We start from the raw sequence: 17,741 nt of genomic DNA, 5'->3' as shown, positions 1-17,741 counted from the left end.
GGAGCAAGCCCCGGTGCCTGACCGGCGGGCCAATCAGGGCCGCGGACACGCGCGCGCCAGCGCGCCAAAAATACAGCCAGTGCCTCCAGGACTACCGATCACCGAGTCCCGCGCCCCACCAACCTCAGCGCAGTGCTTTACGCACCCCGCCGATCAGCTGATTGGTCAGCTGACGCAATCCGAACTCCAGCGCCGGCGCAGGCACCGGCAGCGACGGCTCCGACTCCATCGTGTAGACCACCCGAGTACCGCCCTCACTCGTATCGGCGAAGGTGATGGTGCCGATGTGGCGCTTGACCGGGGCGCCCTTGACGATCTTGTATTCCATCCGCTCACCGGGGGTCAGCGCGGTGATCTCCTCGGTGACGCCGACCTTGCCGAAACCCAGCAGGTGCTGGGCGCCGACGCCGGTGGCCGGATCGCCCGCTTTGATGAGCTTGACCTGGATCGGCAGGTACGGGCTGACGGCCTCACGCTCGGTGAAGAGGCGGTAGACGATGTCGCGAGGTGCGTCGAAGACCGTTTCGACGGTGCTACGTGGCATGGATGTGTCTCCTGTCCGAAATGTCTGTGACCCGGAGCATACGGGTAGTCGGCACCCGTGCTCCGACCGGCGCGCCTCCACCAAAGGTTGAGGGTTTGGCTTCATCATCGGCCTCATGAAGATGCCGGCGCTGTTGTCACGGAACACGGAAACGCTGCCCGGTGTCGCCGGGATCGCCCGGGTGGATCGCGATACCGGACGACTGCTGCGGCGGGTCGGTCCCGGGGACGTGGTCGTCCTCGACGCGACCGACCTGGACCGCCACACCGCCGATCGGCTGGTCGAGGCGGGGGTGCTCGCGGTGATCAACACCTCGCCGTCGATTTCCGGGCGGTATCCCAACCTGGGGCCAGAGGTGTTGGTGGCCAACGGGATCGTGCTGATGGACACGGTGTCCTCCGACGCGTTCGGCAGGATCAAGGACGGGTCGAAGGTCCGCATCGACGGCGGCATCGTCTACGCCGACAGGCTCACCAAGAAGGAACCCGAGGTCCTGGTCGAGGGCATCGAGTTCGACGAGACGGCCATCGCAGACCGGATGATCGAGGCGCGCAACGGACTCGCCGATCACCTCGACGCATTCGCGGGCAACACCACCGAATTCGTGCGTACCGAGAGCGCGCTGCTGATCGATGGTGTGGGCGTGCCCGATATCGAGCTGGACATGCGTAACCGGCACGTGGTCGTCATCGCCGACGGTTCGGGCCATCTCGCGGAATTACAGCGGCTCAAGCCGTTCATCAAGGAGTACGCGCCGATTCTGATCGGTGTGGGCAGTGGCGCCGATACCTTGCGCAAGCTCAAGTACACGCCCGACCTGATCGTCGGTGACCCCGACGAAATCAGCACGGAGACGTTGAAATCCGGCGCCGAGATGATTTTGCCCGCCGATACCGACGGCCATGCCAAGGGCCTCGAGCGCATCCAGGACCTGGGGATCGGCGCCACGACGTTCCCGTCGTCGGGTTCGCCGACCGATCTCGCGTTGATGCTGGCCGACCATCACGGCGCGTCGCTGATCGTGCTGGCGGGCGCGCCCGCTTCGCTCGAGGACTTCTTCGACCGTGGCCGGCGTGACAGCAATCCGGCCACCTTCCTGACCCGATTGAAGGTCGGCGCGAAGCTGGTCGACGCGAACGCGGTGTCCACCCTGTACCGGCATCGTTCCGCGGGCGCCGCGGTGGCGCTGGTGGTGCTAGCCGCCCTGGTGGCGATCGTGGTGGTGATCTTGGCTTCGCACAACGGTTCCGAGGTGCTGGACTGGGCGATCGAGTACTGGAACAGCTTCGTCCTGTGGGTGCGTGGTCTGCTGTGATCTCGCTGCGTCAACACGCCATCTCGATCGCGGCGATCTTCCTCGCGCTCGCGGTCGGTGTGGTGCTCGGGTCACACACCCTCGCGGGCACCATGATCTCGGGCCTCCGGTCGGACAAAACCGACCTGAACACCCAGGTAGACGAACTGACCGCGCAGAACGCCCAGCTCACCGCCCGCCTCGAGTCCGCCGACCAGTTCATCGCGGGCTCGGCGGCGCGCATCCTGAACGGCACCCTGGCCGATCGCACCGTCGTCGTCCTCACCACCCCCGACGCCGACCCCGCCGACATCGACGGCGTGAGCAACTCCCTGCGTACCGCGGGCGCCACAGTGACCGGCCGCATCGCCTTGACGGAGTCCTTCGTCGACGCGGGGGAGGGCGACCGCATGCGCTCGACCCTGACCAATATCGTCCCCGCGGGGGCCCAACTGAACACCGGCGCCGTAGACCAGGGCAGCCTCGCGGGCGACCTCCTCGGCCTTGCCCTGCTCCAAGACCCCGTGTCCAACCACCCCCGCAGCACCCCCGAGGAACTGTCTCTGATCCTCGAAACCCTCCGGGGCGGCGACTTCCTCACCTACACCGACCCGCCGACGAGACCCGCGCAACTGGCCGTGGTCATCACCGGCAACGGTGTCGAACCCGACACCGGCCAGGGCGCGACTATCGCCCGCTTCACCGCCGCCCTCCGAGCAAGAGCCGCGGGCACTGTCCTCGCAGGTCGCCAAGGCGCCGCCGAGGGCAACGCCCCGATAGCCACCGTCCGAGCCCAGGCCCCCCTCGCGACCACAGTTACCACCGTCGACAACATCGACCGCGAAATCGGCCGGGTGACAACAACACTCGCCCTGACAGAACAACTGACCGGCGGCGCGGGCCGCTACGGAACAGGCCCGACAGCGACGTCGCTGACACTGGTAGCCATGCCCCGCTGAGTGAGAACCTCACCACCGCGAACCCAACACGCCGCCCGCTAACGACCGGCAAAATACGCGGAGAGGCGGACTAGCGGTACAGTGGTGGTCCGTGGGTCATCAACGGAATCAGGCTAAAAGTGCCACCAAGCACATCTTCGTGAGCGGTGGCGTCGCCTCCTCATTGGGTAAGGGTCTCACCGCCTCCAGCCTCGGTCAGCTCCTGACCGCGCGCGGCATGCGGGTGACGATGCAGAAGCTCGACCCGTATCTCAATGTCGATCCGGGCACCATGAACCCGTTCCAGCACGGCGAGGTGTTCGTCACCGAAGACGGCGCCGAGACCGACCTGGACGTGGGGCACTACGAGCGTTTCCTCGATCGCGATCTCACGATGGACGCGAACGTGACCACCGGCCAGATCTATTCGACGGTGATCGCCAAGGAACGCCGCGGTGAGTATCTGGGCGATACGGTGCAGGTCATTCCGCATATCACCGACGAGATCAAGAGCCGCATCCTGGCGATGCAGGGTCCCGATCTCGAGGGACATGTGCCGGACGTGGTGATCACCGAGATCGGTGGCACCGTCGGTGACATCGAGTCGCAGCCGTTCCTGGAGGCGGCCCGCCAGATCCGTCACGATGTGGGTCGCGACAATGTGTTCTTCCTGCATGTGTCGCTGGTGCCGTATCTGGCGCCCTCGGGTGAGCTCAAGACCAAGCCGACGCAGCACTCGGTGGCCGCGCTGCGCAATATCGGTATCCAGCCCGACGCGCTGATCCTGCGTTGCGACCGCGAGGTCCCGCAGGGTCTCAAGAACAAGATCGCGCTGATGTGCGACGTCGATGTGGAGGCGTGCATCTCCACGCCGGACGCGCCGTCGATCTACGACATCCCCAAGGTGCTGCACAGCGAGGGCCTCGATGCCTATGTGGTGCGCAAGCTGGGGCTGCCGTTCCGCGATGTGGACTGGGCGGTGTGGGGCGATCTGCTCGATCGCGTGCATTCGCCGCGTGAGACCGTCGAGGTGGCGCTGGTCGGCAAGTACGTCGATCTGCCCGATGCCTACCTGTCGGTGACCGAGGCGTTGCGTGCGGGTGGTTTCGCCCATCGCGCCAAGGTGAACATCCGCTGGGTGCCGTCCGACGAGTGCGAGACCGAGGTCGGCGCGCAGGCGGCGCTGCGTGACGTCGACGCGGTGCTGATCCCCGGTGGGTTCGGCATCCGCGGTATCGAGGGCAAACTCGGCGCGATCGGCTACGCCCGCCGTCGCGGTATCCCGCTGCTCGGCCTGTGCCTCGGTTTGCAGTGCGTGGTCATCGAGGCGGCGCGGTCGGTCGGTATCGCCGACGCGAACTCGGCCGAATTCGAGCCCGACACCAAGAACCCGGTCATCTCGACGATGGCCGACCAGGAAGACGTTGTCGCCGGCGAAGCCGATCTGGGCGGCACCATGCGACTGGGCGCCTACCCCGCCACGTTGAAGAAGGGCTCGGTCGTCGCGCAGGCGTACGGCACCGAGAACGTGTCCGAGCGGCACCGGCACCGGTTCGAGGTGAACAACTCCTACCGCGATGCCATCGCCAAGAGCGGGCTGGTCTTCTCCGGCACCTCGCCCGACGGGCACCTGGTGGAGTTCGTCGAGTACCCGGCTTCGGTGCATCCGTTCTTCGTCGCCACCCAGGCGCATCCGGAGCTCAAGAGCCGTCCGACCCGGCCGCATCCGCTGTTCGCGGCGCTGATCAACGCCGCGTTGAAATACAAACTGGCCGAACGGCTTCCCGTAGACTTCCCGGAGGAAGAGCTCGCGGAGCAGGCCACCGCGGAAGCCTAGGAAGATCGGCGATAGGAACGCATGAGCGAGCCCGGTAGTCACGACTTCGAGACGGTGTCGAGCCGGGTGCTCTACAGCGGCGCGATCCTGGCTCTGCGCCAGGATCAGGTCAGGATGCCGGACGGGCGGGTCGCCGAGCGTGAGGTGATCGAGCATCACGGTGCTGTCGCGGTGCTCGCGCTCGACGACGACGGCAACGTGGTGCTGATCCGTCAGTACCGGCATCCGATCGGCACCAGGCTGCTGGAACTGCCCGCCGGGCTGCTCGATATCGACGGTGAGGACCCGCTCACCGCGGCCAAGCGTGAGCTGGCCGAGGAGACGGGCCTTGCCGCCGCGCAGTGGTCGGTGCTGGTGGATGTGGCGTTGTCGCCGGGCTTCACCGACGAGGCGCTGCGGGTGTTCTTCGCGACCGGTCTCAGCGCCACCGACCGGCCCGATCCCGAGCACGAGGAAGCTGATCTCGAGCTGGTGCGGATGCCACTCGCCGAGGCGGTGCGGGCCGCGTTGGCGGGGGAGATCGTCAACGCGACCGCGGTCGCGGGAGTGCTCGCCTATGCCGCGGCCGAGGCGAGCGGGGTTCCGTTGCGCGCACCCGACGCACCGTGGCCCGGTCAGCCGACCACGTTCCTGCGGCGCAAGGCCGCCGAGGCGGCATCGACGCACGGCAATCACGCGTGAACACCGCAGCGGTCGGCGGGGACTAGACAGGCGAGGGCGTGCTCGAGCGGGAGATAGCCGCCTATCTCGACCATCTCGCGGTCGAGCGAGGAGCCGCGCGCAACACCCTCGGCGCCTACCGTCGTGACCTCGCCCGCTACCGGGCTTTCTTGACCGGGCGCGGTGTCGAATCGTTGGGCGCGGTGGCCCAGGGCGATGTCGCCGAATTCACCATGGCGTTGCGCGCAGGCGGCGCGGACTATCCCGCGCTGGCAGCGGGTTCGGTGGCGAGGGCGTTGATCGCGGTCCGCGGACTGCACCGGTTCGCCGCCGCCGAGGGACTCACCGATACCGATGTGGCGCATGCGGTGAAACCACCCGCGCCGGGTCGCCGGCTGCCCAAAGCACTACCCTACGACCAGGTTCTGCGACTTCTCGAATCGGCGGGTGGCGAACCGGACGGTTCCGACGGTGGCCCGCGCGGACTGCGTGACCGGGCGCTGCTGGAGTTGCTCTACTCCACGGGCGCGCGTATCTCGGAGATGGTGGGACTCGACGTCGACGACATCGACGCCGAGCAACGCTGTGTGGTGCTGCACGGCAAGGGCGGAAAGCAGCGCCTCGTCCCGATCGGCCGCCCGGCGCTCGCGGCTGTCGACGCGTACCTGGTGCGCGGTCGACCCGCTCTCGCCGCGAGCGGAAAGGGTTCCGGCGGAGCTCTTTTCCTCAATGCCCGCGGCGGCAGACTGTCGCGGCAGAGCGCGTGGCAGGTCTTGCAGACTGCCGCCGAACGCGCCGGAATCGGGGCGACGGTCTCGCCGCACACCCTGCGTCACTCCTTCGCGACCCATCTGCTCGACGGCGGCGCCGATGTGCGGGTGGTGCAGGAACTGCTCGGCCACGCCTCGGTGACCACGACCCAGATCTACACGCTCGTGACGGTGAGCACCCTGCGTGAAGTGTGGGCCACTGCCCATCCCCGTGCGACGTGAACCGGCACCTCCGATACCCGCTGAGCAGGTATCGTGCGAACACGCCCGGCGTTGCCATGCTGTACCTCACCGGTCCGAGCGGTAGCGTCTACCCAGAGTTGGACCGTACGAAAGCGAGCCGGTCCCGGATCGGCCTCGCTACCCTCGACAGGGGTTACCGGCAAGGAAAACGTATAAGGAGCAGCGGATCGTGACGACAGCGGAAACACCGTGGGACGGTGGACCGGAAGAGGTCGCCGAGGCCGTCGAGATGGGCCCGACAGGGCGCCCGCTGCGACTGGTGCCCGATCCACCCCAGGTCCAGCGACACGGCGACGCACTCGTCGTCGCCATGTGCAACCAGAAGGGCGGGGTCGGAAAGACCACCTCGACCATCAATCTTGGTGCGGCACTGGCCGAGTACGGTCGCCGGGTGCTGCTCGTAGATCTCGACCCCCAGGGTGCGCTCTCGGCCGGGCTCGGGGTGGCACACCACGACCTCGAACTCACCGTGCACGACCTGCTGATCGGCGGCAAGGCCAAGGTCGACGACGTGCTGCAGACCACCAAGGTCGACGGCATGGACCTGTTACCCAGCAACATCGACCTCTCCGCCGCCGAGATCCAGCTGGTGAACGAGGTCGGCCGCGAACAGTCGCTCGGTCGCGCCCTGCACAGCGTGCGTGATCGCTACGACTACATCCTCATCGACTGCCAGCCCTCGCTCGGTCTGCTCACGGTCAACGCGCTGGCCTGCTCCGACGGCGTGATCATTCCGATGGAATGCGAGTACTTCTCGCTGCGCGGGCTCGCATTGCTCAACGACACCGTCGAGAAGGTGCGCGACCGTCTGAATCCGCGACTGAGCCTCTACGGCATCGTGGTCACCATGTTCGATGCGCGCCTGCTGCATTCGCGTCAGGTGATGTCGCGGGTGGTCGAGGTGTTCGGTGACCTGGTCTACGACACCGCCATCTCACGCACCGTGCGCTTTCCCGACGCCAGCGTCGCCGGGGAGCCGATCACCACCTGGTCGCCGAAATCGGGCGGCGCCGAGTCGTATCGAGCGATGGCACGTGAAGTCATCCACCGGTCTGGCCGGTGATCGGAGCTACACCTGCGGTGCAAGCAGTACCCGAAGACGCGGTGCCGGCCGCGGACAAATCCGGTTTTCATCTGCGGCTCACCAATTTCGAGGGGCCGTTCGATCTGCTGCTGACGTTGATCAGCTCGCGCAAACTCGATGTCACCGAAGTCGCGCTGCACCAGGTCACCGACGAATTCATCGCCTACACCAAGGCCCTGACCGCCGAGCTGGCCGAGAACACCAAGCTGCGCGCGGACAAGATTCTCGATCAGACCACCGAATTCCTCGTCGTCGCCGCCACTTTGCTCGACCTCAAGGCCGCCCGGCTGCTGCCCTCGGGTGAGATGACCGACGCCGACGATCTCGAACTCCTCGATGCGCGCGACCTGCTGTTCGCGCGATTGCTGCAATATCGCGCGTTCAAGCAGGTGGCCGAACTGCTCGCCGAGCTGGAAGCCGCGGCCCTGCGCCGGTATCCGCGCTCGGTGGCGCTCGAGGAACAGTTCGAAGGACTGCTGCCCGAGGTCACCCTCGGGGTGGATATCGCCGCGTTCGCCGAGATCGCGGCGGCGGCCTTCCGGCCACGTCCGGTCGCCGAGGTCGGGCTCGGGCATCTGCACATGCACACCATCTCGGTCGCCGAGCAGGCCGAGCTGGTGCTGGCCCTGTTGAAGGAACGCGGGCCGGGCGGCTGGACCACCTTCGCCGAATTGGTGGTCGACTGCACAGTCCCGGTGGAAATCGTGGCGCGGTTCCTGGCGTTGCTGGAGCTGTACCGCGGTAAGACCATCGCCTTCGACCAACCCGATCCGCTCGGGCCGTTGGCTGTCAGCTGGCTCGGCGAGCTCGACCCTGACGCGGAAGCAGCGGCGTTGACCTTCGAGGAGGATTACGGATGACAGAGGCAGTGGCGGAATTCACCTCCGAGCCACTCGACGACCTCGAATTGCGGTCGGCACTGGAGGCGATGTTGCTCGTCGTCGACGCCCCGGCACCCACAGAACAGCTGGCAGCGGCCTTGGACGACACCAGCGAGCGAGTCGAAACCGTCCTACGCGCGATGTCGGCGGAACTGAGCGCGCGCGGCAGCGGCATCGACCTGCGTTTCGTCGGTGACGGATGGCGCTTCTATACTCGACAGGAGTACGCGCCCTATGTCGAGCGGGTACTGCTCGACGGGGCCCGGACGAAACTGACCCGGGCCGCCTTGGAAACCTTGGCGGTAGTGGCCTATCGCCAGCCGGTGACCCGCATGCGGGTCAGCGCGGTCCGAGGGGTGAACGTCGACGGAGTGATGCGCACACTGCTGGCCAGAGGCTTGATCGCGGAAGCGGGTCAGGACCCCGAAACCAACGGCACGCTGTACCGCACCACCGAGTTGTTCCTCGAACGGATCGGGCTCGCCTCTCTCGGCGACCTGCCACTGCTGGCGCCGCTGCTTCCCGGCGTCGATCTGATCGACGAGATCAGCGAGAGCCTGGAAACCGATCCCCGGTTCACCAGGCTGAAAAAACCCGCCGAGTCCGACATGGACCTCGGCACCGACGATTGACAGGACAGATGAATAATTCCGCTCGCCGAGATGGCACACCGGATCGAAGAAATCGCAGCGACCAGCCCCGCAGTGGCGCGAATCGAACCGCGGGCAACCGCGGCGACAGTGCGCGCACCGGGCAGGGTGGCTCCCGCGCAGCGGCTCCGGGCCGGCGCGGCACCGGCGCGGGTGGCTTCCAGCGCGGTAATCAGACAGCGGCCCGGTCCGCCGGGAGCTTCCAGCGTGACGCCGAGTCCGGCGGCCGCCGTGGTGGCTCCTCCACCGGTGGTTACCAGCGCGATGACCGTCGTGGCGCGTCGGCCGGTGGTTACCAGCGTGACGATCGTCGCGGCGGCCCCGCCGGTGGTGACCGTCGCGGCAGTTCGCCCGGTGGTTACCAGCGTGACGATCGGCGCAGCGCCCCGGCCGGCGGCGACCGCCGTGGCCCGGCTGCCGGTGGTTACCAGCGTGACGACCGTCGTGGCGGCCCCGCAGGCGGAGCTCAGGGCGCTGACCGTCGCAGCACCGGCGCCTCCAGCGGAGGCGGCTACCCGCGTGGTGACGCCGACCGCGCACAGCGTGGTGGCACGGCTGGTCAGCGCAGCGGCGCTTCGGCCGGAACACAGGCCTTCGCGGCTCGCAAGAAGACCGCGAAGCCGCAGAAGAAGGTCGTCGCTCCGACGATCCTGAACAACGCCAAGCCCGCGCGGCACCAGCACGCCGATGTCACCGAGGGGCCCAAGAAGCTTCCCTGGGGCGAAGGCGAACGGTTGCAGAAGGTTCTCGCCAAGGCGGGTGTGGCCTCGCGTCGCGCCGCCGAGGAGATGATCGCGGCCGGTCGCGTCGAGGTCGACGGCAAGATCGTGCGTGAGCAGGGTCTGCGCATCGACGCCGAGAACGCGGTCGTGCGTGTCGACGGCACCCGTGTCGTGGTCCGCGACGAGCTGGTGCACCTGGTGCTGAACAAGCCGAGGGGCTGGCAGTCCACCATGTCCGACGACCTGGGGCGCCCCTGCGTCGGCGATATCATCGCCGAGCGGATCGCCGCTGGTCAGCGCCTGTTCCACGTCGGCCGTCTCGATGCCGACACCGAGGGCCTGCTGCTGGTCACCAATGACGGCGAGATGGCGCATCGACTGATGCACCCCTCGTTCGAAGTTCCCAAGACCTACTTGGCCACCGTCGACGGCGAGGTGAACTACCGCCTGGTCGGCAAGCGCTTGCGCGAAGGCGTCGAGCTCGAGGACGGACCCGCCAAGGTCGACAAGTTCATGGTGCTCGAGGCCTACCAGGGCCGGTCGCTGGTGAAGCTCGTGCTGCACGAGGGCCGCAAGCACATCGTGCGTAGGCTGCTCGACGAGGTCGGCCACCCGGTGATCCGGCTGGTGCGCACCCACCTCGGCCCGGTGGCACTGGGCGACCAGCGTCCCGGCACGCTGCGGGTGCTCGGCCGCGACGAGATCGGCAAACTCTACGAGGCGGTGCAGCTGTGAACGGTGTGGACTTTCCCCTGGAATTCACCGGCGACCGGATGACCGGTGACGCGACGCTCGTCGTCGCGATGGACGGTCCTTCCGGCACCGGTAAGTCCAGCGTGTCGCGTCGGCTCGCCGCGCGCCTCGGCGCCCGCTACCTCGACACCGGTGCCATGTACCGGGTCGCGACCCTGCGCGTGCTGCGTGCGGGTGTCGAGCTGACCGATTCGGCTGCGATCGCGGAAACCGTTGCGGCACTGCCGCTTTCGATCGGTACCGACCCCAGCCACGAGGTGATCGAACTCGACGGTGAGGACGTCTCGGCGGAGATCCGCGGCGACGCCGTCACCAAGGCCGTCTCCGCTGTTTCCGCGGTGGCGCAGGTGCGCGAGCAACTCGTCGCCCTGCAACGCGAGATCACGGCGATGGCCGGACGCATCGTGGTCGAAGGCCGCGATATCGGCACCGTCGTACTCACCGGCGCCGACGCCAAGATCTATCTCACCGCCTCCGCGGAGGCACGCGCCGAGCGGCGCAACGCACAGAACATCCGCGAGGGCCGCGGCGACGATTACGCGGCCGTGCTGGCCGACGTACAGCGCCGCGACACCCTCGACTCCACCCGCACAGTGTCGCCGTTGCGCCCCGCCGCCGACGCGGTGCTCGTCGACACCAGCGACCTGACGATGGCACAGACCATCGAGGAGCTGTATCGCGTGGTGGCTCAGCAGCTTTCGGCCACGACAGGAGGTCCGCGATGATCGAAGAGATTCTCGTAGGCGACGGAACCTGGACCGACGAGTCCGAATGGGAAGTCCTCGACATCGACGGGGACGGCGAAGGCGAACAGCACGTCGCCATGCCCACGCTGGCCGTGGTCGGACGCCCGAATGTGGGCAAGTCGACGCTGGTCAACCGTATTCTCGGCCGCCGCGAAGCGGTGGTCGAAGACGTTCCCGGTGTCACCCGTGACCGCATTTCGTACGAGGCCAACTGGGCCGGGCGCCGCTTCATGGTGCAGGACACCGGCGGTTGGGAACCCGACGCCAAGGGTCTGCAGCAGCACGTCGCGCGCCAGGCCGAGGTGGCGATGGAAACCGCCGACGCCATCCTGCTCGTCGTCGACGCCACCGTCGGAGCTACCACGACCGACGAGGCCGCGGTGCGCAAGCTGCGCCGCTCCAAGATCCCGGTGATCCTGGTGGCCAACAAGGTCGACGATCAGAAGGTCGAAATCGAGGCGGCCTCGCTGTGGTCGCTCGGCCTGGGCGAACCGCGCATGGTCTCGGCCGCGCACGGCCGTGGCACCGGTGACCTGCTCGACGACGTGCTCGGCGCGCTGCCCGAGACCCCGCGCGAAGGTACCGCCGTCGCGGGACCGCGTCGCGTGGCACTGGTCGGCAAGCCGAACGTCGGCAAGTCCAGCCTGCTCAACAAGCTGGCAGGCGACGAGCGTTCGGTGGTCCACGATGTCGCGGGCACCACCGTCGACCCGGTCGACTCGCTGGTCGAGCTGGGCGGCAAGACGTGGAAGTTCGTCGACACCGCCGGTCTGCGACGCAAGGTCTCCAACGCCACCGGCACCGAGTTCTACGCCTCGCTGCGGACGAAGTCGGCGCTGGAAGCCTCCGAGGTCGCGATCATGCTGATCGACGCCTCGGTGCCGATCACCGAACAGGATCTGCGCGTGATCAGCCTGGTCGCCGAGTCCGGTCGCGCGCTGGTGCTGGCGTTCAACAAGTGGGACCTGGTCGACGAGGACCGCCGTTACATGCTCGAGCGCGAGATCGATCGCGATCTGGTGCGCGTGCCGTGGGCGCAGCGGGTCAACATCTCGGCTCACACCGGCCGCGCCGTGGCGAAGCTGGTACCGCAGATGGAGACCGCGCTCGAGTCCTGGGACAAGCGCATCTCCACCGGCCGCCTCAACACCTGGCTCAAGGAAGTCATCGCGGCCACCCCGCCGCCGATGCGTGGCGGTCGTCAGCCCCGCGTCATGTTCGCCACCCAGGCGAGCACCCGCCCGCCGACGTTCGTGCTGTTCACCACCGGGTTCCTCGAGGCAGGCTACCGCCGCTTCCTGGAGCGCCGCCTGCGTGAGGAGTTCGGATTCGACGGTTCACCGGTGCGCATTTCGGTGCGTGTGCGCGAGAAGAAGGAACGTAAGAAGTAGTTCGAGTGTCAGACGAGTGAGCCCCGGCGAATATCGCCGGGGCTCTTCGTTTTTCAGGCGTCGAGCACGCGGTCGAGCAGATGGTCGACCAAGTGTGTCGCGCGCGCGGCATAGTGGTCGTCGGTGAGCATTCCTTGCGTCAGCCCGCCGACGGCGAGCAGGATCACCTCGGCATCGGCGATGAGCGTCTTCTCGTCGGCGTCAGGACCGCGCAGCTGCCGTAGTTGTCCCGCGACCGCGTCGATGATGTAGTTCGGGGCGCCCGCGGTATCGGCGGATTCGACGTCGGGGCCGGTGAGTGTCGCGGCGTGGAAGATGCCGAGAATGACGGCGTCGCGCCGACTTGCCTCGTCGAGGGGCAGGACCGAGATCAGGATCGTGCGCACGATATCGCGGGGACCGGCGTCCGGCCCGAGAGCCGCGAATCCCTGTGCCATCCGGGCGCCGGAATCCTCGACGACAGCACGGTGCGTGGCGAGCAGGAACTCCCGTTTGGTGCCGAAGTAGTACTGCACCGACCGCACCGAAACCCCGGCTTCGGCGGCCACGGACTGGAAGGTCGCGGCTTCCAGTCCGCCCCGGGCGATGACCCGTCGAGCAGCGCCGGTGATCGATCTGCGCCGTTCTTCGTGGTCGGCCAAACGTGGCATCGCTCCTCCTACTGTCCTGGCGGATTTTCATGGTACGCCCATACCATCTATGTGGTACGGTGATATCACCAACGAGAAACAGGGGTGGTCATGGCCAAGATCGGGCGATTCAAGAACGACAAGGCGCGCGAGGAGTACCTGCGGACCTATCGGGAACTGGAAAAGCAGTGGACGGTGCCGTCGACCCTGCTCGAGGTCTCCACTTCTTTCGGTTCCACTCGTGTCCGTAAATCTGGTGCGGGAGAGGGTGTCCCGATCGTGCTCATGCACTCACTCGGCGCCAACAGCCTGTCCTGGAACCACGTCATCGAGGATTTCGCTCGTGACCGCGTCGTCTACATGCCCGAAATGATCGGCGCTCCCGGCCTGAGTGTGCAGACCGCACCGATCGACGAAAACGGCTTCGGTACCTGGTTCGGCGAGGTTCTCGACGGGCTCGGCGTCGACCAGGTCCACCTGGTCGGTTACTCGCAGGGCGGCTGGCAGGCGATGGCGATCGCCACCACTACGCAGCGCCGCCTGGCGAGCCTGACCGTGCTCGAGCCGGGCGGCACGCTGACGAAGATCAAGTGGAGCCTGCTGTGGACGATGATCCGAGTCGGTGCCCGGCCCACGGACAAGAACCTGCGTGCGATGAACGCGCGGCTCAACCCTGGCGTCACCCTGACCGACGCGGAATTCGACGGGGTGAAGGCAGCGCTGGGATACGCACCCTCGATCGGCTACCCGAAGATGTTCACCGACGAGCGGCTGGCCACGATCACCATGCCGACGCTGGTACTGCTCGGGTCGGAGTCGTTGGTGGTCGACTCGCAACTTGCCGAACAACGCCTGCGCGACAACGTGCCCACCTGTGAAGTCGAGATCTTCCGCGGGGCCGGGCACGGCCTGTTCCACGAGATCCCGAAGCCGGTGACTGCCCGCATTCTCGACTTCACCAGTCGCTACGAGCCGACGGACGCGCGCCACGGAGAGTAGGCGTCGCCGCTCGCCATTACCGCTCGGACGCACCACGCCGCGCCCGCGATCACCACGAAGAACGTGGCCGCGGGCCTGATAATCGACTGAGAACAACCGGGTGGTGGACACCTTGGCAATGTCGGGCACGTTGAGAGCGGTAAGAGGTCCTCTGAGGCCTCCGCGAGGGAGTGCGTCATGAGTCTTGTGGGAACCCTGGTCGGCTACGCGCTGACAGTCTTTCTGGTGCTGCTGATCGCCCGGATGGTGGTGGACTGGATCGATGCGCTGGGCAACGGTCCCCAGTGGGCCCGCAAAGCCAGGGAGGTGACCCACGCCGCGACCGAACCGGTGATCGCCCCGGTACGCAAGGTGCTCAAGCCGATCCGGATCGGTGACTTCTCCCTGGACCTGGCCTTCACCGCCGTGTTCATCGCCGTCCTGATCCTGCGAGCGATCGCCTTCAGCCTGTAGTCGAGGTGGCGCTGCCGAGGGGTCAGCGCGCCGGCGAGCTCGCGGGCGCGGCGTCGACGGGCAGGCCCGCGAGCAGGGCCAGTGACTGCGCGGAATCAGAACCCGGCTCGGCGTGGTAGACGACAAGTGTCTGGCCCGGCGCCCCGTTGACCGTGAAGGTCTCGTACGACAAGCCGAGCTCACCGACCAGCGGATGGACGAAACGTTTCTCGCCGGCGGTTTTCGCGCGGACATCGTGCTTGGCCCAGAGGCGGCGGAATTCTTCGCTCTTCAACGACAGTTCGCCCACCAGCTCGGTCAGACGTGGGTCGTCGAGATCGGTGCCCGCGCCGACCCGCAGACCGGCCACGGTCTCCGCGGCGATTCTCGGCCAATCCGGAAAAACGTTGCGGGCCTCGGGGTCGAGGAACACCATCCTGACCTGATTGACTCCCGGCGTGGACATCGGCGCTGTGTTCAGCCGTTGCGGCATTCTTTTCTGGCTCAACAAGTTCTGTCTCACCTCGCTCGGGCTGACTCCGCGATGTTCGGCGCGCCTCCGGGCTGTCGCCACGGCAGGCCTCCTTTGAGCTAGTAGGTCTCACGGCTATCTGTGCTGCCTCGACTTGCCTCGGTGGTCGGCGATCCCGCCACGCTCGGCCGGGCGCTCACCGCGATGACTGGGTGTGTACCCGTGGGCGCACTGTGGTGACACTGTTGTTCGGTGATGCGCGTCCCGTCGGGAAAAGATCGTCGCACGCAGCGCAGATTCTCGGTTCGGGACCGCGCAGTATTTCCCTCGCACCACTCAAAGGCGAGAGGAAATTCCTTGTCCAGCAAGACTATTCAGTGGCTCCGGATCGCACCCTTCGTCGCGGCTATCGCCGTGTCGCTCGGAGTTGTCACGCCGTCCTATGCCGCCGCCAACCCCTACGAAAAGGGTCCGAACCCCACCGAGGCGAGCGTGACCGCCGAGAAGGGATCATTCGCCATCGCGGAGGCGCCGGCGCCTTCGGGGGCCAGCAACAAATTCAACAAGGGAACCGTCTACTACCCGACCGCTACCGACCAGGGTACTTTCGGCGCGGTCGCCGTTGCCCCTGGCTTCACCAATCCCGAGTCCATCATCAGCTGGCTCGGTCCACGCCTGGCCTCGCAGGGGTTCGTCGTCATCACCCTCGAGACGGATACCACGTTGGATCTGCCTGAATCCCGTGGTGACCAGCTGCTCGGCGCCATCGACTGGCTGACAACGCAGAGCCAGTACAAGGACCGGATCGATCCCACCCGGACCGCCGTGGTCGGGTTCTCCATGGGCGGTGGTGGCGCGCTGCGTGCCGCCGAGGACAGGCCGGCGCTGAAAGCCGCTGTCGGTCTGGCGCCCTGGGAGCCCTACTCCGCTTGGCAGAAGGTGACCACACCGACGCTGCTGATCGGTGCCGCCGACGACGTCATCGCGCCGACCGGCGCACATTCCGAGCCCTTCTACGACCACCTGACCAACGCCAGGGACAAGGCGTACCTGGAGTACAACAGCGGCAACCACTTCAAGCCGGTGGAGGCCAACGCCACCAACACGAAGTTCACCCTGTCCTGGCTGAAGCGGTTCGTCGACAACGACACCCGCTACGACCAGTTCCTCTGCCCCGGCCCGTCGAAGTCGGCAGAGTTTCAGGAATACCGCAATACCTGCCCGCTGGGCTGAGCGACAGCGGGAAGGGTCGGCTGATGCCGGCCCTTCCTTGCGTCGTGGACCGCGGGCAGAAGAAGATCTGTTGTGACACAAGAACATAGGGCGATTCGTGTCGAAACATCGTGTATTAACCCGATCACGGCGCATTGAGGGTATGTGGTGGGCGATCAGGCTGGTCCGTACCGGAATCCTGATCGCGATGACCACCTTTGCGTTCCTGCGCATGGCGGCAATGCCACCGGAGCCGACGGAGATGACGACGAGCGAGATTCGCCGCGAGATCCCTCCGTTTCGGCAAACTAGTTGTCCAGATAGCTGTGACACTACGCAGCTATATGGCCAGTAAGTGGAGGTGGTATGGGCATCGAATTGACTAGTATTGGGTGTTAGGATGCGACGATGGCCCTACGCAACGCGATCCTCGCCGCCCTACTGGACGGCGAGGCCTCCGGCTACGACCTCGCCAAGGAGTTCGACGCATCGGTCGCCAATTTCTGGATGGCAACGCCGCAACAGCTCTACCGGGAGCTGGACCGTATGGCTGCCGACGGCCTCATCGATACCCGGGTCGTCCAGCAGGAACGCAGGCCGAACAAACGGTTGCATTCCATCACTCGAGCCGGGCACGCCGCGCTCCATGAGTTCGTCGCCAGCGAGCCCAAGCCGACCGCGATCCGTGATGAGTTGATGGTCAGAGTGCAAAGCATGCAGACCCAGGACGCCCCGGCCGTGCGAGCCGCGGTCGCGGAGAAGCGGGAGTGGGCGATCGCCAAACTCGCCCGCTACGAAAGGCTCCGCACCCGTCTGCTCGCAGGTCGCACCGAACAGGCATATCTCGAAGAAGCTGAACGTGTCGGCCCCTATCTGACCTTGATGCGGGGAATCTCGTTCGAGCAGGAGAACATTCGCTGGGCTGAGTTCGCAGTGGCGGTCATCGACCGTCGCATCGTCGCTCAGGTTTGAGCGGTGCCTGCGAGGCGGTGACCGATGTCGCCGTCGATCGGCAGGTGGTCATGATGTTCAGCGTTGTTCAGATGCGCCGTGCTGACCGGCGGCGGAGCGGTGATCAACGTCGTGCGCCCGCAACCGGCGGACAGTCGGATGGTGGTGGTCCGGGCGGTGTCGGGATGGCGGCGCTGTTGGCAGCCAAGGCGATCGGCGTCGAACGGGTCGTCGGCGTGGACCGCGTGGCCGACAAACTCGACACGGCGTTGTCCCTCGGCGCCACCGAAGCCATGACACCGGACGACGTCCTCGCCTCCGGGATCCGGTGCCGATATGCCATCGAAGTGCGCGGGACATCCCGCGTGTTGGAAACGCTTACGCCGCAACTCAACCCGGCGATACGACCGTCACGGTGGGGCTTCCGTCGCCGGAAGCTGCGATCACACTGCCGCCACTGAGCCTCACCGCCGAGGCCCGCACCCTGGTCGGCAGCTCTTTGGGGGGCTCGGCGGTTCCGGCACGCGATATTC

General features: G+C 66.7%; 19 protein-coding genes. 16 read left to right on the top strand and 3 right to left on the bottom strand.

Annotated features, from left to right (window positions below):
* Nucleotides 1-124: 124 nt before the first annotated feature.
* Nucleotides 125-544 carry an SRPBCC family protein gene (locus tag ACWGCN_RS04520; RefSeq protein ID WP_378995177.1) on the bottom strand — a complete coding sequence of 140 codons (420 nt, stop codon included), beginning with the start codon at nucleotides 542-544 and terminating at the stop codon, nucleotides 125-127.
* A gap of 115 nt (nucleotides 545-659) precedes the next feature.
* Between ACWGCN_RS04520 and steA the strand changes: the two genes are divergently transcribed.
* The 11 genes from steA to der all read left to right on the top strand — a co-directional run bounded on the left by steA (nucleotide 660) and on the right by der (nucleotide 12,513).
* Nucleotides 660-1,859, top strand: coding sequence for a putative cytokinetic ring protein SteA (gene steA, locus ACWGCN_RS04515; protein WP_378995175.1), 1,200 nt, complete (start codon nucleotides 660-662; stop codon nucleotides 1,857-1,859).
* Nucleotides 1,856-2,797, top strand: a complete 942-nt coding sequence (locus tag ACWGCN_RS04510) for a copper transporter (RefSeq protein WP_378995186.1) — start codon at nucleotides 1,856-1,858, stop codon at nucleotides 2,795-2,797. Before steA ends, ACWGCN_RS04510 begins: the two co-directional genes overlap by 4 nt.
* Before the next feature lie 91 nt (nucleotides 2,798-2,888).
* Nucleotides 2,889-4,613, top strand: a complete 1,725-nt coding sequence (locus ACWGCN_RS04505; protein WP_378630070.1) for a CTP synthase — start codon at nucleotides 2,889-2,891, stop codon at nucleotides 4,611-4,613.
* A gap of 21 nt (nucleotides 4,614-4,634) precedes the next feature.
* A complete protein-coding gene (locus ACWGCN_RS04500) occupies nucleotides 4,635-5,294 on the top strand; it encodes an NUDIX domain-containing protein (protein WP_378995173.1) in 660 nt (219 codons plus the stop codon).
* Nucleotides 5,295-5,332: 38 nt separating this feature from the next.
* On the top strand, nucleotides 5,333-6,265 hold the full coding sequence (xerD, locus tag ACWGCN_RS04495; protein ID WP_378995171.1) for a site-specific tyrosine recombinase XerD: 933 nt from the start codon (nucleotides 5,333-5,335) through the stop codon (nucleotides 6,263-6,265).
* 250 nt (nucleotides 6,266-6,515) lie between these two features.
* Complete coding sequence (locus tag ACWGCN_RS04490) at nucleotides 6,516-7,349, top strand: ParA family protein (RefSeq protein ID WP_101463778.1); 834 nt, start codon at nucleotides 6,516-6,518, stop codon at nucleotides 7,347-7,349.
* 17 nt (nucleotides 7,350-7,366) lie between these two features.
* A complete protein-coding gene (locus ACWGCN_RS04485; RefSeq protein WP_378995169.1) occupies nucleotides 7,367-8,230 on the top strand; it encodes a segregation and condensation protein A in 864 nt (287 codons plus the stop codon).
* Nucleotides 8,227-8,883, top strand: a complete 657-nt coding sequence (gene scpB / locus ACWGCN_RS04480; protein ID WP_101463266.1) for an SMC-Scp complex subunit ScpB — start codon at nucleotides 8,227-8,229, stop codon at nucleotides 8,881-8,883. Before ACWGCN_RS04485 ends, scpB begins: the two co-directional genes overlap by 4 nt.
* Before the next feature lie 8 nt (nucleotides 8,884-8,891).
* Nucleotides 8,892-10,358 carry a pseudouridine synthase gene (locus ACWGCN_RS04475; protein WP_452459438.1) on the top strand — a complete coding sequence of 489 codons (1,467 nt, stop codon included), beginning with the start codon at nucleotides 8,892-8,894 and terminating at the stop codon, nucleotides 10,356-10,358.
* 38 nt (nucleotides 10,359-10,396) lie between these two features.
* Nucleotides 10,397-11,101 (top strand): (d)CMP kinase, encoded by a 705-nt coding sequence (gene cmk, locus ACWGCN_RS04470; protein WP_378995183.1) that lies wholly within the window; start codon nucleotides 10,397-10,399, stop codon nucleotides 11,099-11,101.
* Nucleotides 11,098-12,513: a ribosome biogenesis GTPase Der gene (der, locus tag ACWGCN_RS04465; RefSeq protein ID WP_378995165.1), complete on the top strand. Its 1,416-nt coding sequence runs from the start codon at nucleotides 11,098-11,100 to the stop codon at nucleotides 12,511-12,513. The genes cmk and der overlap by 4 nt, the downstream gene beginning before the upstream one ends.
* 53 nt (nucleotides 12,514-12,566) lie before the next feature.
* Here der and ACWGCN_RS04460 read toward each other — a convergent pair whose 3' ends face one another.
* Nucleotides 12,567-13,163, bottom strand: a complete 597-nt coding sequence (locus ACWGCN_RS04460; RefSeq protein WP_378995163.1) for a TetR/AcrR family transcriptional regulator — start codon at nucleotides 13,161-13,163, stop codon at nucleotides 12,567-12,569.
* A 90-nt stretch (nucleotides 13,164-13,253) separates the two neighbouring features.
* Between ACWGCN_RS04460 and ACWGCN_RS04455 the strand changes: the two genes are divergently transcribed.
* Both ACWGCN_RS04455 and ACWGCN_RS04450 read left to right on the top strand, forming a co-directional pair.
* Nucleotides 13,254-14,141, top strand: a complete 888-nt coding sequence (locus ACWGCN_RS04455) for an alpha/beta fold hydrolase (RefSeq protein WP_378995161.1) — start codon at nucleotides 13,254-13,256, stop codon at nucleotides 14,139-14,141.
* A gap of 177 nt (nucleotides 14,142-14,318) precedes the next feature.
* Nucleotides 14,319-14,594: a YggT family protein gene (locus ACWGCN_RS04450; protein WP_378995159.1), complete on the top strand. Its 276-nt coding sequence runs from the start codon at nucleotides 14,319-14,321 to the stop codon at nucleotides 14,592-14,594.
* Between the two features lie 22 nt (nucleotides 14,595-14,616).
* On the opposite strand, the gene ACWGCN_RS04445 is transcribed toward ACWGCN_RS04450, so the two are convergent.
* Entirely contained in the window at nucleotides 14,617-15,096 is a 480-nt protein-coding gene (locus ACWGCN_RS04445) for an MmyB family transcriptional regulator (protein WP_452528968.1), read from the bottom strand.
* A gap of 306 nt (nucleotides 15,097-15,402) precedes the next feature.
* On the opposite strand from ACWGCN_RS04445, the gene ACWGCN_RS04440 reads away from it, so the two are divergent.
* From ACWGCN_RS04440 to ACWGCN_RS04430, 3 genes are all read left to right on the top strand, one after another.
* Entirely contained in the window at nucleotides 15,403-16,278 is an 876-nt protein-coding gene (locus ACWGCN_RS04440; RefSeq protein ID WP_452459440.1) for a dienelactone hydrolase family protein, read from the top strand.
* A gap of 387 nt (nucleotides 16,279-16,665) precedes the next feature.
* Nucleotides 16,666-17,229, top strand: a complete 564-nt coding sequence (locus ACWGCN_RS04435) for a PadR family transcriptional regulator (RefSeq protein WP_452459441.1) — start codon at nucleotides 16,666-16,668, stop codon at nucleotides 17,227-17,229.
* 17 nt (nucleotides 17,230-17,246) lie between these two features.
* A complete protein-coding gene (locus ACWGCN_RS04430) occupies nucleotides 17,247-17,669 on the top strand; it encodes a zinc-binding dehydrogenase (RefSeq protein WP_452459442.1) in 423 nt (140 codons plus the stop codon).
* Nucleotides 17,670-17,741: the final 72 nt, after the last annotated feature.

This window comes from Nocardia sp. NPDC055050 (genome assembly GCF_053608345.1).
The sequence above is the reverse complement of the archived record's forward strand: the minus strand, read 5'-3'. Positions and strand labels throughout refer to the sequence as shown.

What these genes read in the sequence shown, in the direction of transcription:
- ACWGCN_RS04520 (WP_378995177.1), bottom strand. Translation starts at nt 544, where the DNA reads ATGCCACGTAGCACCGTCGAAACGGTCTTCGACGCACCTCGCGACATC.
- steA (WP_378995175.1), top strand. Translation starts at nt 660, where the DNA reads ATGAAGATGCCGGCGCTGTTGTCACGGAACACGGAAACGCTGCCCGGT.
- ACWGCN_RS04500 (WP_378995173.1), top strand. Translation starts at nt 4,635, where the DNA reads ATGAGCGAGCCCGGTAGTCACGACTTCGAGACGGTGTCGAGCCGGGTG.
- ACWGCN_RS04490 (WP_101463778.1), top strand. Translation starts at nt 6,516, where the DNA reads ATGGGCCCGACAGGGCGCCCGCTGCGACTGGTGCCCGATCCACCCCAG.
- scpB (WP_101463266.1), top strand. Translation starts at nt 8,227, where the DNA reads ATGACAGAGGCAGTGGCGGAATTCACCTCCGAGCCACTCGACGACCTC.
- ACWGCN_RS04475 (WP_452459438.1), top strand. Translation starts at nt 8,892, where the DNA reads ATGAATAATTCCGCTCGCCGAGATGGCACACCGGATCGAAGAAATCGC.
- cmk (WP_378995183.1), top strand. Translation starts at nt 10,397, where the DNA reads ATGACCGGTGACGCGACGCTCGTCGTCGCGATGGACGGTCCTTCCGGC.
- der (WP_378995165.1), top strand. Translation starts at nt 11,098, where the DNA reads ATGATCGAAGAGATTCTCGTAGGCGACGGAACCTGGACCGACGAGTCC.
- ACWGCN_RS04460 (WP_378995163.1), bottom strand. Translation starts at nt 13,163, where the DNA reads ATGCCACGTTTGGCCGACCACGAAGAACGGCGCAGATCGATCACCGGC.
- ACWGCN_RS04455 (WP_378995161.1), top strand. Translation starts at nt 13,254, where the DNA reads ATGGCCAAGATCGGGCGATTCAAGAACGACAAGGCGCGCGAGGAGTAC.
- ACWGCN_RS04450 (WP_378995159.1), top strand. Translation starts at nt 14,319, where the DNA reads ATGAGTCTTGTGGGAACCCTGGTCGGCTACGCGCTGACAGTCTTTCTG.
- ACWGCN_RS04435 (WP_452459441.1), top strand. Translation starts at nt 16,666, where the DNA reads ATGGCCCTACGCAACGCGATCCTCGCCGCCCTACTGGACGGCGAGGCC.